This is a genomic window from Streptomyces sp. NPDC086549, from assembly GCF_044746205.1.
Classification (GTDB): domain Bacteria; phylum Actinomycetota; class Actinomycetes; order Streptomycetales; family Streptomycetaceae; genus Streptomyces.
This window is the reverse complement of sequence record NZ_JBIVBS010000025.1, coordinates 96,351-110,987: the sequence shown is the minus strand read 5'-3', so window position 1 is coordinate 110,987 and position 14,637 is coordinate 96,351. Positions and strand designations below refer to the sequence as shown.

The window sequence follows — 14,637 nt, the reverse complement described above, 5'->3', positions numbered from 1 at the left end:
CTGCCCTCAGCTTCAACCGCCCTGCTGCGACAGGACGATGGCGGTGGTCTTTCACCTCCGCTCGAACAACAAGCGCCTCACGGCGCACACTCCGGCAAGCACAAGTGTCATGGCCTGCTGGTGATCGCGCTCACCGACGACCGGGGCCGCCTGCTGTGGGTCTCGGCTGCCCGCCCCGGACGATCTTCGGAGATCACCGCCTGTCGGCACGACCAGCTCACCGCGAAACTGCGGGCGGCCGGGCTCGGCGCCATCGCCGACCTGGGCTTCGTCGGCCTCGACGACAGCGGCCCGGACGCCGACCCGGCGGTGATCACCGGCTACAAGGCCGCCCGCAACCGGCCCCTGACCCGAGGGCAGAAACTGTCCAACAAGGCGCTGGCCGCCGTCCGGGCGCCGGTCGAGCACGGTTTCGCCCATCTCAAGAACTGGCGGGTCCTCGGCAAGGTCCGCACCGACCCGAAGTGGGCGACCGCCCTGGTCAGGGCCCTGCTGGTCCTGACGAACCGCGAAGTCTCCCGCTGACCGACGACCTTCACCGAAGTCATCCACCCGCGACCGGCACGAGTATCGAGAACCCCGCGCACACCAGACCCGCGACCTGCAACTTCACGATGCATACTGCTCAATGGTGAAACCAGGCCCGGTCTCCAGCGACCGGCGCTCCGCGCACACCTTGCCTGTTGGGCAGCTTTCACCACTACCATCTGACGGGCTCACAGTTACTCAGGGGGACCTATGACTCATGAGCTCGGCCCGTCGCCCGCCCCGACCCTTACCGCAGCGGTCCCCGACGGAGACACCAGCCCGTCTGACCACACCACGAAGTCCGCTAATTCCCCAGCGAGAAGCTTCAATTTCGTCACCATACAAATAGTGGTGCTTGTGATTGCCGTCGGGCTGGAGGTGGCAACGGCGTCGGCAAAACATTGGCGAACCTCTGGGACGGTTCCGGCGTGGGTTTGGCCTGTTCTAATCGGTGTGATGGTACTGCTATTTGCTATTGCCTTTTGGGGGACCTGGCTCATACAAAAGGAGAGGTTGAAGGAGGCCGAAATGGAACGCAGGGCACTCGAATCGGCTGCCGAACGGCTCCGGGAGCGGATGGAGCTGCCCAGCTTGGTCAACTTCAATCGAGTTCTCCTCGACAAATACCACGGCATCGCCACTGACCAGGCGACGAAGGCGTACCGCAGTAGTCGCTTCGCGATGGGGGTCGGCCTCTTTATCTTGGTCATCGCATTTTTTGCTGGCTGGCGCCTCAACGCTCAAGGCGATCGGCTGTTCGTCGGGTCCGTCGCGGCGCTCGGTACTTCCTTCACTGCCTATCTCAGCCGCACCTACATACTGACGTACGAGCGAGCCCTACAGCAGCTAAATCAGTATTTCAACCAACCCGTACTAAACGGCTACTTCCTCACGGCCGAACGCCTCGCCAATTCTCTACCGGACGACCGCAGGGCGGACGCCCTGGAGCAAATCGTGGCAGACGTTCTGGAAAGCGGCAAGGAGATGCACCGTAATGGCATAGCCGGTAATTCGACCCAGGGCAACGCCAGCAAGCTAGGGCGGCGCCGACGTGCGGTTCAGACCGACGCGAGCCTGCCGCCCCAACTGACCCAGTAACCCTTAACTGGACGCGGCATGGCTGGCTGGGCCTGTGGCTACACTGAGCACTGCGCATCGTGAAGTCACTGGTCACGGGTCTGGTGTGGGTGAGGGCCGGAGTGCCAGTCGCCGGGCAACGCGCCCTCATCGGCCGCGTCGCTGCGGTGCGGGATGAGCAGGACCGCCCGCCCGGCCACCCTCGTCGATACCGGCGAGACAGCCTCGGCGTCGGCCTGGACCTGCTCGGCCAGGCGGTTCAAGACCCGCTCCGCGATCGCCAGTTCATCCCTCTCGACCTGGTCCTCCTGAAGCTGCTTGGCCAACTCCTCAGTCAATGCGTCCAGTTCGCTCCGGCGGGCGGTGATCCACTGCCGCTCCTGCATCCCGCGCCCTCCCGCGATCTCGTGGCGTGCCGACCTGCTGACGGATCGTAGGCGGGGGTCGGTGGTGGGCGCAGCCGAACCCGGCATCGCAGCGGAACGGGATCTGCCCGATGATCTACGCCATGGTCATCGGCCGCCGACCGGCGCGAGTACCCAACTCGTCATTCACACCAGACCCGTGACCTGCGACTTCACGATGCACACCACTCACTGGGCCAGGTGCTGGGCGGTGGAGGAGGTCTTCGGGATCGAGCCCGGTCTGCTCAACGATGACCATCTGGCCCGGGCGCTGGATGCGATCGCTCCGCACCTGGAGCACATCGCGGGCACGGTCGGGGCGCGGGCGATCGGTGAGTTCGGGATCGATGTGGCCCGGATGCACTGGGACATGACCAGCATGTCGGTGCATGGGGCCTTCCCGGTCGAGGGTCAGGAGGAGGACTTCCCGGTCATAGGCTACGGGCATCCCAAGGACCGGCGCTTTGATCTGAAGCAGGTCCAGGCCGGGCTCGCGGTGTCGGCCGACGGCGGCATCCCGCTCCATGCCCGGGTCTTCGGCGGTGGTGCGGCCGAGGTGAGCCAGGTCGTCGGTGCGATGAAGGACCTGAGGGCCATGGCCGGTGAGCGTGATTTCCTGATGGTCGCCGACTCCAAGCTGGTGTCCTACTCCAACGTGGCTGCCCTGCTGGCGGCCGGGGTCCAGTTCATCGCCCCGGCCCCGGCCGCGCAGGTCAAGGACGAGATCTATGCCGCTCTCGATCCCGCGCGGGCCACCGTCGTGGACTGGACACCGCACCGGGAGGCGGGCAAGCCCGCCGAGCGGCGCGAGACCTACCGCGTGCTGGAGGACACGCACACCCTGACCGGGCCCCGCAAGAGCGATCCTCCGCTCACCGTGCGACGGATCCTGGTCCACTCCACCGCGAACGCCGCCGGCCAGCAAGCAGCCCGGGACAAACGCCTGGCCAAGGCCGCCCAGGACCTGGACAAGCTCACCGCTGCGGCCGGCGGGCGCCACTACAAGACCCGGGAGAAGATCGTCGCCCGGATCGGTGTCATCGCCGCCAAGCGCCGTGTCATCTCGTGTCTGCGCTGGAGTGTCACCGACAACGAGGACGGCACCCCGGTCCTGGCCTGGCATTTCGACACCGGCGTGCTGAAGGCCGAAGCCGTGGTCGACGGCTGGTACGCGCTGCTGACGTCCGTCCCCGCCGACCAGGCGGACGCCGGGCAGGCCCTGATCCACTACAAGGGCCAGGGCGCAGTCGAGCGCAGATACCACGACTTCAAGGGCCCGCTCGCGGTCGCGCCGGTCTTCGTGCAGCACAACCGGCGCGTCGCCGCCCTGATCCAGGTCATCTGCCTGGCCCTGCTGGTCTTCTGCCTGATCGAACGGCAGGTCAGACGGGCACTCGGCCCCGAGCAGACCATGAGCGGCCTCTACCCCGACAACCGCCGCGTCCGCCCCACCGGCCGCATGATCTTCTACCACCTCGGTGAACTCACCCTGCGGATCGGCAACGTCACCGACCCGCCCACCGTCCAGATCACCCGCGGCGTCCAACTCCACCTCCTCGACCTCCTCGACACCGACATCGGACAAACCCGCTGGCCACAGACCTGTGGCTAAGCGTCATAGCTGGCCAGTCCGGCCACTGCAGAGGGCCACGCAGCCTGACGCGAACCTCAGCGCCTCCGGGCCCAATCCACCTGTGTGATGGGATGTCCACCAACGCTCGCAGAAGGCGGGATACCCCGCAGCAACGAACGAGGGAAGGGGACAGGGGGGCATGACGAGCGGGCACCAGACTCACGGGGCAGCCTCCGGCCAGCAGCCGTTGCAGACGCGCGCCCTGACCCGTGAGGCCGGGCAGGCACGGCAGCTCCTGGCCACCGGGGAGTGGCGCCCTGCCGCGGTGGACTCCGAAGCAGCAGCGCGCGTCCTGGCCCGCCTCACGGCCCCGCTCCCGACCCGGCGACCAGCGACCACACGGACGCTGGCCACGGACCGGGACCGGCGCCTCCAACGCATCCTGCGCACCACCCTCCACCACCTCGACGCAGGCGCAGTCAGCCCGCCCGCAGCCGCCCTCCTGGCCGCCGTCGCCCGCGCCTTCCTGCCTTGGCACACCACCCCGAACCCACCGCCCGCAGCGGCGGCCCCGAGATACGGGACCCCGGCGGGCACAGCGGACGGCCCGACCGTGCCACCGACAGAAGCCGGCGAGGCCCTGCTCCCCGATCTGATCGCACTGTTCGCCGCGCTGGCCTCGGCGAGCCCACCCGGGACCGTCCCGCTCACGCCCCCGGTCGAGCCCTGGCAGGTCCAGTACACGGGCCGCTTCCGTCGTTACGGCAGACCCGCTTTCGGGGTGTGGACGGCCGAGACCATCGGTTGCCCGGCATGCGAGGGCAAGGCCGGCCCGTGGACGGTGACCTGCGACTGGCGCCTAATCTCGCTGGGCTGCCAGTGCGGGGCGGTGACCCACAAGCACGGCCTTGCCTTCTCCGAAGTCTGGCTCCTCTTGCCAGACCTGTGACCGAGTGTCGTGACCGCCCGCCCGCACATTCGCCCTCAGTTGGCCAAATCAAAGCTCACTGGGCAACTGAAGCGCTCAGCAAGACCTGAAACGGCGACCCGCGAAGTCCGGGGCTAGACAACGATGCTTTGCCACCTTCCGGTAGACCGGGCAGGGGCTGGCTCTCTTTCAGTCCCGTGGTGGGTCCCGTTCCAAAGAGCCAGGTCAGATGGCGTTTCGAACGGAGTACGGGACTGACGGGACTCAACACGGGAGTTACCCCTATCAGGTGTGCGCGTATGTACGCGCACGAGAAGCACCACCACTAGGCGTCTTGCATAGCTCATATATGCAACCCTCGGTCCCGTCAGTCCCGTGGTGGGGACGCTGATGCCGCCTGGCCTGGTCGTTTTCCTTACGGGACTCAACGGGACCAAGGCGCTGCCGCGGGACCAAAGCACAGCGCCCCGGCGCTGGTGCCCTTCGGAAGGGACTGACGGGACTGACTTTCCGACACGCGGAGCCCAGGGTTGTTCCCCAGCTGCAGCGGTGCGCTAGCCTCTGTGCCGCATGTGAAAACGTCAGTCCCGTCAGTCCCGTCAGCCAGGCATGCCAGTACCGGCCCGCCCTGCAGGTACGTGGACTCGACGACTGAAGAGAGACCTGAAGAGATCTGAAGGACGCCCAGTGCCCGGCCAGGTTGCGACACGTTCGCCAGTCCCCTCGGGACCTGGCGAACCTCGTGATGTGGCCCGCTGGTGTGCAGCCACAGGCTGGCCGGTACACCCTCTGGCTCCGCGGCAGAAAACGCCCGCAGCGAACTGCGCGTCCTGCAAGCAGAACCGCCACGATCCCGCAGACTGCCCCTGCATTCCGACCGGAGGCTGGTGCCATGGCTTCCACGCCGCCACCACCTCACTCGACCACATCGACGCCTGGTGGTCAGCACAGCCGCGTTTCGGAGTCGGGGTCTCCTGCGGTCCGGCCGACCTAGTCGTCATCGACGTTGACGCACACCAGGCCCAAGTGCCCGACCGCTCACGGCTGCTGCCGGGCATTGCCATCGGCCCGCAGGTGACGCTCACTGGACTCGCCACCGGCTTCGACACGCTGGCGCTCCTGGCCGCCCTTCGACGTCAGCCCAGTCCGGCCGAGGACGAACAGACTCTCCGTGTCCGCACCCCCTCCGGCGGCCTGCACATCTGGTACCGCAACCCCGATCCCGGTACCCGCTACCGCTCCTCCACCGGGTCGAGTCCCAGGGTGGCGCTGGCCTGGCAGGTCGATGTCCGTTCCGATGGCGGGTACATCGTCGCCCCGGCCACCCGGACGACAGCCGGCACCTACACGCCCCTAGGACAGGCCCGTCACCCTGCTCCTCTGCCCACGTGGCTCGCCGCGGAACTCGCCCGCACCGGCCACACCCCGGCTGCCGGCACCCCCGACCCCGCGTCTGTCGTACCCGGCCCGCGCCGGCCGCGACGGCGCGCGCCGAAGGCGGCCGCCCGGATCCTGGAGCCCCTCCTCGATCAGGTCACCGCGTGCGAAGCCGTGCCGGAAGGAGCCGGTTTCACCGAGAAGCTGAACCGTGCCGCTTTCACGGCCGGAGGCCTCATCCAGGGCGGCCACCTTGCCGAGACGGAGGCACGGATGCTGTTGCTGGAGGCAGCCGGCCGCGCGCGCCCCCACCAGGAACGCCGCAACACCACGATCATCGATTCCGCTCTGTCCGCTGGCGCCCGACGCCCGCTCCATCCCAAAGGACGCTCATGAGCAGCGCCGAGCCGCCCCGCTTCGATGCCGTTGCGGCCGCTGAGCAGATCCACCAGCAGCAGAGTCTCGACCTCCATCTCCCCGACGAGGCCCCCCTCCTCCCGGCGCAGGCGGCGACCGGCGGCGACCGCCGCCCCGCGGCCCCGCCTGCGGGACTGCTGCCGGAAGAGCTGACCGACCGGGCCAACGCCAAACTGTTCGCCCGCCTCTACAGCGACCGGTTCCGGCATGTCGAGGGACTGGGCTGGTACTGCTGGGACCAGTACCGGTGGAAGCGCACCGGAGGGGAAAAGGGCGCCATGTGGGCGGCTGGCGACATGGCTGAGCAGATGCCCCGCGCCGACCCGCGCGGCACTTTCAGCGACCGAGACCTCGCCGCGCACCGCCGCCGCACCCAGTCCACCGCGGGCATGAAGGCGCTGCTGCAGCAGGCACAGGCCGCACCCGGCCTCAGCCTCGACCCGGACACCCTGGACGGCGACATCTACTCCCTGTGCACCCCCAGCGGAGTCGTCGACCTTAAAACCGGCGAGCTCCGCAAGCCCGACCCGCTCGCCGACATGCACTCCCGCGCCACCACCGTCGGCCCCGAGCACATGCCGATCCCTCGGTGGCACAGCTTCCTGCACGACACTTTTGGCGACGACGCCAAGGGCCGGGAGACCATCGCCTTCCTGCACCTGTTGCTCGGCTACTCCGTCACCGGTGACGTCGGCGCCCAGGTCCTGCCGTTCCTCTACGGCTCCGGCGCCAATGGCAAGTCCGTCCTGCTGGAAGTGATGATGCAGATCCTCGGCGACTACGCGAACGCCGCCCCGCCCGGTTTCCTGATGGAAAAAGGCAAGTTCACCGAGCACAGCACCGAACTCACCGAACTCCACGGCCGGCGCATCGTCGTCTGCAGCGAACTCAAGCCGAACGACAAGTTCAACGAGGCTCGCGTCAAGCTCCTTACCGGCGGCGACACCATCACCGCCCGCCGGATGCGGCAGGACTTCTTCACGTTCACCCCCACCCACAAATTGTGGCTCCTGGGCAACCACCGGCCCGAAGTCGGCACTGGCGGCTACGCCTTTTGGCGGCGCATGCGGCTCGTCCCCTTCGAACGCAAGGTGCCCAACGAACGCAAGATCGACAACCTGGCCCCCGAACTGGTCCGCGACGAGGGACCAGGCATCCTGCACTGGCTCATCGAGGGCGCCCGCCGCTATCTCGCCACCCGCGACCCTCTCCACGGCCCGGCCTCCGTACGCCTGGCCACCGAGGCCTACGAGAAAACCGAAGACCACATCGGCCGCTTCATCACCGAACGCTGCACCAAGGGAAGAGACGGACAGCCCAACCCCGACCTGCGCGTCGAACAGAAACTCCTCTACGAGACCTACGGCCGCTGGTGCTCGGACGAAGGCATCCGCCCAGCCACCAGCCGCGCCTTCGCCAGCCGCATCCGCCAGGAACTCGGCCTCTCCTCACCTGCCGAAATGATCAAGAACAATGACCGCAAGCTGTACCCGGGACTGGCGCTGCTCGCGGAAACCGAGACGGAACCCGGGGGATGAGCACCGCGCTCGGCGTGCTGGGACAGCGTCCCGACGAGCCGTACGATGAAAACCACGACCTCGAACAGATCCGGACGTGGCGCCAGAGGACGAGCGGTGCAGACACCGCACCGACCGGCCAGCAGCCGGCCGACAACAACCAGGAGGGTCTGCGGCCATGAGCTCGATGCTGCAAGACAGCCAGCTCACCGACGAAGCAGAAGTGGTGTGGCTGGAAAACCCGGCAGACCTCGACTACGTCCGTCAGGCCCTCGACAAGGTACACACCCGGCGAGGCAAGCCCCGCTACGAACGCGACGGACGCCTCATCGGCTACACCAACCTCAAAGCCGGCGCCGCCAGCGACCCCGACAGCGGCCTCTTCGCCCGCCGCACATTCTTCCTCCTGCCCCACGACCGCGACAACGAGCCGACCGGCCCCTACGAGGTCGGCGCACCAGGCGAAGCCATCGACCCCCGCACCATCGAACCCGGACGAGTCGGCGCCAAGACCCCGCGCTCACAACGCGGCAGCGCCACCGAGATAGCGTCTGTCGGCAGATGACCAAGCGCGCCGTTCCTCCAGGAGCAGTCCCGCTTGAGTCCCGAAGGAGAATGCGCAGGTCACGGGGCGAAGCAAGCAGGTGGCGGGACTGACGGGACTCAATGATGGGGATTCTTGAAATCGGCCAGGGATGCTCTTCGCCTCACTCGCTCCGTTGTTCAACGGTGTGGGGAGCCTCAACGAGCGTTGTGCCCGGTCCACGGCCAGCACCCCGCTAGCGGAGGTGCGGGCCCTGTCGAGCCGTCAAGGAAGCCTGCGACGGCGCTGCGCGGTGGGGGCGCCCTCCTGGACTGCTCCCCCCGATCCGGTAGCTATCGGGCAGCCCCTCCGCTGTGACCTCCTGGCCCGGGGCTGACGTTTGCCGCCGCCCGGCGCGACGAAGGCGCCTCTTCAGCTGCCGGTGGAAGGTGCCCATCATCGGCAACGTCGACTACGCGGCTCGGTAGAGGCCGCGTTTCACTCGCACAACCTTCCCCATCTTCAGGAGCCCATCGAGATATACGGAGGCGCCGTCCGGCTTCAGGATCGAACCCGCCGTGGTCACAGCGTCAGCGATCTGTCCGAGAGTCATGGGTTCTGAGGACTGGGAGAGGGCAGCAACGATGGCTTCCGCCTTCGTCATCCCCTGGACGTTCAGCTCCGGGGCCTTGACGATCAGTCCCTCCAGCGTCGCTTCCTTGGCGCGCAGGGCGGCGATTTGAGCTTTGAGCCGCTGAGATTCGACCTCGGCCGCGGCCAGCTCGACCCTCACCTGCTTCAGGTCATCCTCGAGTGGGTTCATGCCCGCAACCCTATAGGCACCTAAGGATTATCTCTAGGACTCTAGGATAATTTCTTAGAGTTTGCTAGATCGCTGACCGAGGCGCCATAAGGCTCCGCCTGCCCCCTATGTAGGTAGTTGAGTAACCTCCCCTCCCAGGTCAGGCACCGTATGAGTGGGGAGACGCATCGAGCAGATTTGGGGTCATCCCCGAGCAGGGGGTGGGGATTTTCAATGAGTCCCATCATCAACGTGGGGCATCCCAATCTCGTGGCGTGGGGGTGCGACGCGACCCTGCAGCAGGTACGACCTCGCCGATCCTTCACTCCTGCTTGCTGTCAGGGCGAAGGGCGCGGGTACGGGGCCGGAGTGGTCGCGGGCAGAGGAATCTCGTCCAGCCGCAGGCGCTGCGGGCCATTCGGCCCGGGCACGACGAATCGGAGATTGCGGTCGCCATCCACCTCCTGTGGGGCGTCACCGACAGTTCGTAGCAAGGCGCGTAGCCGCGGATAGGGTGCCTGGCGGGCACGGCCGATGGCTTCGGGCATGCGCAGCAGTGCGCCGAAGATGACGGTGTCCTCCAGGGATGCATGCGGCATTGTGCGCTCGGCACTCGCCTGCGCGGCCACGAGGAGCGCGATGATCCCGCCCATGACGGGGAAGGCCCACTCTTCGTTCTGAAATGATCAGTGAGGCAGCACCACGGCACGCCGCCTCTGTACGTGGCGTGATTCGGATCCGATTGGCATCCCACTGATCAGGGAAAATTGTGCACCTGGCGGCTGACGTGGCTGTTCGATGAGTGAGGGAAGGGAAGGATGGCCTGTGCAGGCATGTGTTGACGGCCCGTTTGTTGCTGTCTTATCGGCATGTGTAGCCGGTCGGCTTCTTCAGGGTTCGGCCCGGCGAACGGTTCCTTGTCCAGTCATATTTCTGCCAGATTGGCTTATTGCGGGTCGTTTTGACGGTGCGCAGCAAGCTGCTCGGAGACTGTTGAGCGTCGCGCCGAGTCGGTATCGGTCCGTCTGGGATGCAATTGCCGACCCGCGCCCCCTGGACCAGTGGGAAGGCCAGTTGAGAAGCGAATCGGAAGAGTTGCTCATCAGACTCCCCGATCGCCGCATTCTCTACCAAGGTGGCATGACATCCACAGATCGCTGGCGTGCGGCCGTTCGTGAGACCGGGGTCGTGGTGGTGGCGATCGGCCCCATGAGGTCGGTGACCGACATGGACGCCTTTACGGACGACATGACGGACGCGATCACGGACGTCATGTTCGATGGCCGAACTCTGGTCCTTCCGATTGCCCTTCGGATGGACTGAAGCGCGGCTCCGAGGGCCGCGCCAGCCACGATAATGCGGTGTTACTGGTAGGTGCGATGTGGGCGGGTACTACGTGAGTCCGGCTGCTTCGCGTTCCACTTGGCTCAGCGGTGGCCCGCTCAGAGGGCCCTTCCGCTGCCCGAAGGCCATGTTCCACAGCATGTCCGGGGCGAAGAGGCGGGGGGCGGGTGCCTTGAGGCTCATCACGTCCAGCAAAGCGCGCAGGGCGTGTGGGTTCTCGGCCCCGGCGGCGACTGCTCGATCGACGTAGGCCGAGAGCGCGCGCTCGATCGCAGTGGGAGGGTTGGGGGCCGCACCGGGGTAGTAGGCGTCCTGGCCGACGGCAAGGTTCCAGGCGTTTGCCACGGGCCGTGAAGCGGCTCGCTGGATGCGACGGCCGTTGCCGTGTGAGACCGGGCCGTGCCGGTCCAGTACTTTCCACATCGCGATCACAGACTGGGCTGCCACAGTCAGCCCGTGCCCGTAGACCGGGTTGTAGCCGGCGATCGCGTCACCGAGTACGGCGAATCCCTCGGGCCAGCCAGGGATGTCTTCGTAGTACCGACGCCGGTTGCGGGTGCTGCGCGTGGTGATGGGGTCGGTGATCGGGGAGGCCATGCGGATCAACTGTCCAATGATGGGGTCTTGCAGACCGGTCAGTGCGAACTCAAGGAATTCGTCTGGGGCGGCCGTAGGCTCACCGCCGCGGGTACCGGAGAGGGTCACCATCCAGCGTCCCCCTTCGATGGGCACGATGACGCCGCCCCTGCCTGGCGCGGTGCGAGGATCAGCCTGGACATTGACGATGGGGTAGGGCAGTTCCGCCGTCGTGCCAGGCGCTTGGTACAGACGGCTTGCATAGACGACTCCGGCGTCCACCTCCCGCTCGACGACCGGCGGATGGCCGAGGTCCTGCAGCCACTGGTGGGCCTGTGAACCGCGGCCGCTGGCGTCGATGATGAGGTCTGCGCTGAGGGTGCGCACACCGCTGTCAGCGGACAGGCGAACGCCGGAGACGTGGTTCTTCTCGCCGGTCAGGCCGTGGACTTTGGTGCCCTCTATGAGCGTGATGCGCGGCTTCGGTAGAACGTAATCACGAATGGTGGCATCCAGCAGATCGCGACTGCAGGTGATCATGTGGTGGTGGGAGTTATTGAATCTGCGAAACCATTGACCTGAAGGCGCCTTGCTCACCAGGTCTGTCATCACGTTGATGAGCCTGGCGCCTCGGGCCACCAGGGTGGTTGTGATGGTGGGGAGGAGTTCCTCGAGGGCGGCCACCCCGCCGGACCAGAGAAGGTGGGCGTGGTGGGCCTGGGGGAGGCCTTTGCGGTGCTCGGCGCCTGCTGGAAGTTTGTCGCTCTCGATGATGGTGACTTCGTTGAAGCGGGTCGAGAGCACTGAGGCAGCGAGCATGCCGGCTGTGCTGCCGCCGATGACTATGGCCGTACGGTGGCGATTGCTGGGTCTCTCAGACATGGGAAGTGACACCTTCTGTCGCGGCCGCCTGCCGGCGGAATGTATCGATCGTGGCCGAGTGGGCCCGTAACGCGTGTGATATGACGACCAGCTCGCTGTCAGGTCGCACACGGTCGCTCGCCGGCTGGTCAGGCGCCTGATGTTTGGGCGGCGGGGCATCGACGTCCGAGGCTGAGGCAGCCTTCAGGACGCTAATGGCGACGAGGATGTCGACGGCACCCGCGATGGCGCGGGATTCAGCCTCAGGGAAGCCTTCAACGAGAGCGTCCCGATAGACCTGTTCGCGTCGGGAACGGCTCAAGTGCGGGGCCAGCTTGAGCAGGCCGTCGTTGATGCGTGCCTTGCGATGCTCCAGTTGGAGTTCCGCCCCGCTGACCCGTCCGGTGGCCGGGGCCGGTGCGTCACTCACCGTCTGCATCAGCGCCCACAACGGTGCCAGACGCCGATGGGTGTGCCACATGTTCCAGCGGTCTTCTGCGAACGGTCCGACCTGGCCGACGATGAAGCCCACCGCCACGAGGAGCGCTTCAGCGATGGCAAAGGGCGGAGCCACGTAGGTGGACAACCAGTCGAGGTTCCGCCCGCTCCAACGTGCGCTGATGGCCACGATCTTCGCGACGTCGAAAATCAGTCCGAGCGCGTATGCCGCCTGGAGGCAGATCACCGCACGGCGCAGCCACTTCTTGTTCGCGAGTTCCTTGAACCAAGCCCAGAGAATGGAAGCCGCAACGACAGCCGACACCATGTGGGCCACGAGGTAGAGCATCGAGTGCTCGACCATCCACGGGGTGTTGGCGTAGTAGACGTCGAGATCCCGAAGGCGTTCGACGCTGTGGTCGCCAAGGAAGAAGGTCACCCACAGACCGAGGATGATGACGCTGTACGCGACCCAGACCATCCGGGTGCGCCTGCTGCGGGCCGCGGAGGGGGGTTCCCGCCAGACGATGATGAGCCAGAGGCATGCTCCGCAGTAGACGCTGAGCAGAGAGTAGACCCATACGCCGGCGAAGTTGGGCACACCGGTGATCTCGTTGATGCGGTGCAGGTTGTTGGGCGGCAGGGAAGCGAAAACAAGGACTCCGACACCGAGCAGCAGGGCAGTGGCCCGCAGGATCGGGTCGCGCCAGGCGCGCCGGAGGAGGGGGAGTTTGATCACGAAGGCCACGAAGAGCAGCACGGCCGGGATGGCATAGCCGATGAAGGATCCGGCGATGTCCCAGCGCATCACAGCCCCCCGATGTTGCCGAGTGAGGACGAGAGCCGGTCTGCCAGTGTTTCCTGGGTCGGGTGGCCGGTTTCTGCCTGGGGGCCGACGAGCTTGTGGAACTTGGCGGCGAGGCGGAGTCCGCACTGTTCCGCTTCCCACTCGGCCTCGGGATCTGTTGCGTCAGCCGATCGGGTGGCCATGGCCACGACCTTGTCCCAAGGGATGTCGTCGTCGTCCCGGGCCAGCAGACGCCGGGCGGCAGCGCTCAGCCCTGTGGGGTAGTGGACACCGAGAGTCTGGAAGTAGCAGTGTCCGAGTTCGTGGCCGGCGATGACGAACTTGTGCTGATCGGGGGCGGTGTCCTCTACCACGACGATGTACTCGTCATCCTTTGCCAGCGTTACTCCCGATAATCCCATGTCTGTCGGGAACTGCACGAACTTTAGCCGGACGGGGCGATCGAGCCGTGGACTGAGCGTCGCGCACACGGCGTTCAGCACAGCTTTGGGATCCGTCGGCGGCCTCAGCGTGCGCGCGGTGTCCCGTAAGAGCTGATCGAGGAAGCGCTTCGGTGTTCTCTTGCTCATTGGTCATCCTTGAGAGCGAGGATCAGCAGCGCCGCCATCTGGTTGGGCGACGGCTTCGTCCCACGGAATGCGATCGCGTCGGGGTCGACCTTGAACTGCTGCATGAGGACACGCAATTGCTCATTCTCGTCAAGCCCCCTAAAGCGCTGCAGGAGATCCTCCAGCGTGTCCGAAGCCGTGGCCGGCGGCTCGGAGGGCTTCGGCTCGGCACGCCGGCGCAGCCTGTCCAGCTCAGGGGCGAGGGCGAGGTCGAGTGCCTCTGCCGCAGTCATGCCGAAGAAGCCGCGGCTGACTCCGAAGAACCGTTCCAGCCCGAGCAGGGTCGGAACGTTCGGCATCTTACGTCCGCAACAGAGATCAGTGGCCCACCTGTCGGAGCAGCCAAGGGCCGCGGCCAGATTCTTTCGGACAGTGGCCTCGTTCTTTTCGTCAGCCTCCACGTAGATTCTGAAGGTCTGGGAGATCCGCTTCGTGACATGCTCCTCTACCGTCCGCGGCTCCCGGACGGACTTTCCGTCCAGCAGCGCCCGAGCCTGCTGAGGGGTCAGTGAGGAGCGGCGGGCGAGCTCGGAAATGTCGAGTTCTTTGCTCAGGTCAAGGCCCCTGCCCAGGACGAGCTCGTGTAGTGCCCTGAGTGTCCTTTCAGGCAGGGGCTGTGACGCGTTGGGGAGGTGACTCACCTAGCAGCCTCCGGGAATTGGGGGTGTACGGAGCACGGGCAGACCCTATGTCCTTGAGTAGTTGAGTGGCCAGATACACCCTGCCAGGAACGATCGTTCCTTACTACTAGAACGAAGGATCGTTGACATCCAGGTGACCTTCGTAGCACGATCCAAACCCGAACGCGTTGTCGTGCACACCTCTACTCTGGGCGACAACCACACTCCAGACACAC

General features: G+C 66.2%; 16 protein-coding genes. 9 read left to right on the top strand and 7 right to left on the bottom strand.

Annotated features, from left to right (window positions below; all coding sequences use genetic code 11):
• Both ACIPSA_RS45595 and ACIPSA_RS45590 read left to right on the top strand, forming a co-directional pair.
• Window positions 1-525 (top strand): transposase family protein (locus ACIPSA_RS45595; protein WP_402646702.1); only part of this gene is annotated, 525 nt, incomplete at its 5' end.
• A gap of 351 nt (window positions 526-876) precedes the next feature.
• Entirely contained in the window at window positions 877-1,626 is a 750-nt protein-coding gene (locus tag ACIPSA_RS45590; protein ID WP_402646699.1) for a hypothetical protein, read from the top strand.
• Between the two features lie 65 nt (window positions 1,627-1,691).
• Here the strand turns inward: ACIPSA_RS45590 and ACIPSA_RS45585 are convergent, their stop codons facing one another.
• Entirely contained in the window at window positions 1,692-1,991 is a 300-nt protein-coding gene (locus tag ACIPSA_RS45585; RefSeq protein WP_402646697.1) for a hypothetical protein, read from the bottom strand.
• A 196-nt stretch (window positions 1,992-2,187) separates the two neighbouring features.
• Between ACIPSA_RS45585 and ACIPSA_RS45580 the strand changes: the two genes are divergently transcribed.
• From ACIPSA_RS45580 to ACIPSA_RS45555, 6 genes are all read left to right on the top strand, one after another.
• Complete coding sequence (locus tag ACIPSA_RS45580) at window positions 2,188-3,621, top strand: IS1634 family transposase (protein ID WP_402646695.1); 1,434 nt, start codon at window positions 2,188-2,190, stop codon at window positions 3,619-3,621.
• A gap of 160 nt (window positions 3,622-3,781) precedes the next feature.
• Complete coding sequence (locus tag ACIPSA_RS45575; protein WP_402646692.1) at window positions 3,782-4,531, top strand: hypothetical protein; 750 nt, start codon at window positions 3,782-3,784, stop codon at window positions 4,529-4,531.
• 726 nt (window positions 4,532-5,257) lie between these two features.
• Window positions 5,258-6,283 carry a bifunctional DNA primase/polymerase gene (locus ACIPSA_RS45570; RefSeq protein ID WP_402646689.1) on the top strand — a complete coding sequence of 342 codons (1,026 nt, stop codon included), beginning with the start codon at window positions 5,258-5,260 and terminating at the stop codon, window positions 6,281-6,283.
• Window positions 6,280-7,842 carry a phage/plasmid primase, P4 family gene (locus ACIPSA_RS45565; RefSeq protein ID WP_402646686.1) on the top strand — a complete coding sequence of 521 codons (1,563 nt, stop codon included), beginning with the start codon at window positions 6,280-6,282 and terminating at the stop codon, window positions 7,840-7,842. Before ACIPSA_RS45570 ends, ACIPSA_RS45565 begins: the two co-directional genes overlap by 4 nt.
• The gene (locus ACIPSA_RS45560; RefSeq protein WP_402646683.1) at window positions 7,839-8,003 is read left to right on the top strand and encodes a hypothetical protein; all 165 of its coding nucleotides are present in this window, start codon (window positions 7,839-7,841) and stop codon (window positions 8,001-8,003) included. The genes ACIPSA_RS45565 and ACIPSA_RS45560 overlap by 4 nt, the downstream gene beginning before the upstream one ends.
• Window positions 8,000-8,386, top strand: a complete 387-nt coding sequence (locus ACIPSA_RS45555) for a DUF6009 family protein (protein WP_402646682.1) — start codon at window positions 8,000-8,002, stop codon at window positions 8,384-8,386. Before ACIPSA_RS45560 ends, ACIPSA_RS45555 begins: the two co-directional genes overlap by 4 nt.
• A 430-nt stretch (window positions 8,387-8,816) precedes the next feature.
• Here ACIPSA_RS45555 and ACIPSA_RS45550 read toward each other — a convergent pair whose 3' ends face one another.
• Window positions 8,817-9,167: a hypothetical protein gene (locus ACIPSA_RS45550; RefSeq protein ID WP_402646679.1), complete on the bottom strand. Its 351-nt coding sequence runs from the start codon at window positions 9,165-9,167 to the stop codon at window positions 8,817-8,819.
• Between the two features lie 317 nt (window positions 9,168-9,484).
• Window positions 9,485-9,799 (bottom strand): hypothetical protein, encoded by a 315-nt coding sequence (locus ACIPSA_RS45545; RefSeq protein WP_402646677.1) that lies wholly within the window; start codon window positions 9,797-9,799, stop codon window positions 9,485-9,487.
• Window positions 9,800-10,139: 340 nt separating this feature from the next.
• Here ACIPSA_RS45545 and ACIPSA_RS45540 point away from each other — a divergent pair, with 340 nt between their 5' ends.
• Window positions 10,140-10,469: a hypothetical protein gene (locus ACIPSA_RS45540; protein ID WP_402646674.1), complete on the top strand. Its 330-nt coding sequence runs from the start codon at window positions 10,140-10,142 to the stop codon at window positions 10,467-10,469.
• Between the two features lie 69 nt (window positions 10,470-10,538).
• Here the strand turns inward: ACIPSA_RS45540 and ACIPSA_RS45535 are convergent, their stop codons facing one another.
• The 4 genes from ACIPSA_RS45535 to ACIPSA_RS45520 are packed head-to-tail and all read right to left on the bottom strand — an operon-like array spanning window position 10,539 to window position 14,422.
• The gene (locus tag ACIPSA_RS45535) at window positions 10,539-11,948 is read right to left on the bottom strand and encodes an FAD-dependent oxidoreductase (RefSeq protein WP_402646671.1); all 1,410 of its coding nucleotides are present in this window, start codon (window positions 11,946-11,948) and stop codon (window positions 10,539-10,541) included.
• A complete protein-coding gene (locus ACIPSA_RS45530) occupies window positions 11,941-13,173 on the bottom strand; it encodes an MAB_1171c family putative transporter (RefSeq protein ID WP_402646668.1) in 1,233 nt (410 codons plus the stop codon). Before ACIPSA_RS45530 ends, ACIPSA_RS45535 begins: the two co-directional genes overlap by 8 nt.
• Window positions 13,173-13,742, bottom strand: a complete 570-nt coding sequence (locus tag ACIPSA_RS45525) for a hypothetical protein (protein WP_402646665.1) — start codon at window positions 13,740-13,742, stop codon at window positions 13,173-13,175. Before ACIPSA_RS45525 ends, ACIPSA_RS45530 begins: the two co-directional genes overlap by 1 nt.
• Window positions 13,739-14,422, bottom strand: a complete 684-nt coding sequence (locus tag ACIPSA_RS45520) for a hypothetical protein (protein ID WP_402646662.1) — start codon at window positions 14,420-14,422, stop codon at window positions 13,739-13,741. Before ACIPSA_RS45520 ends, ACIPSA_RS45525 begins: the two co-directional genes overlap by 4 nt.
• Between the last annotated feature and the right edge of the window lie 215 nt (window positions 14,423-14,637).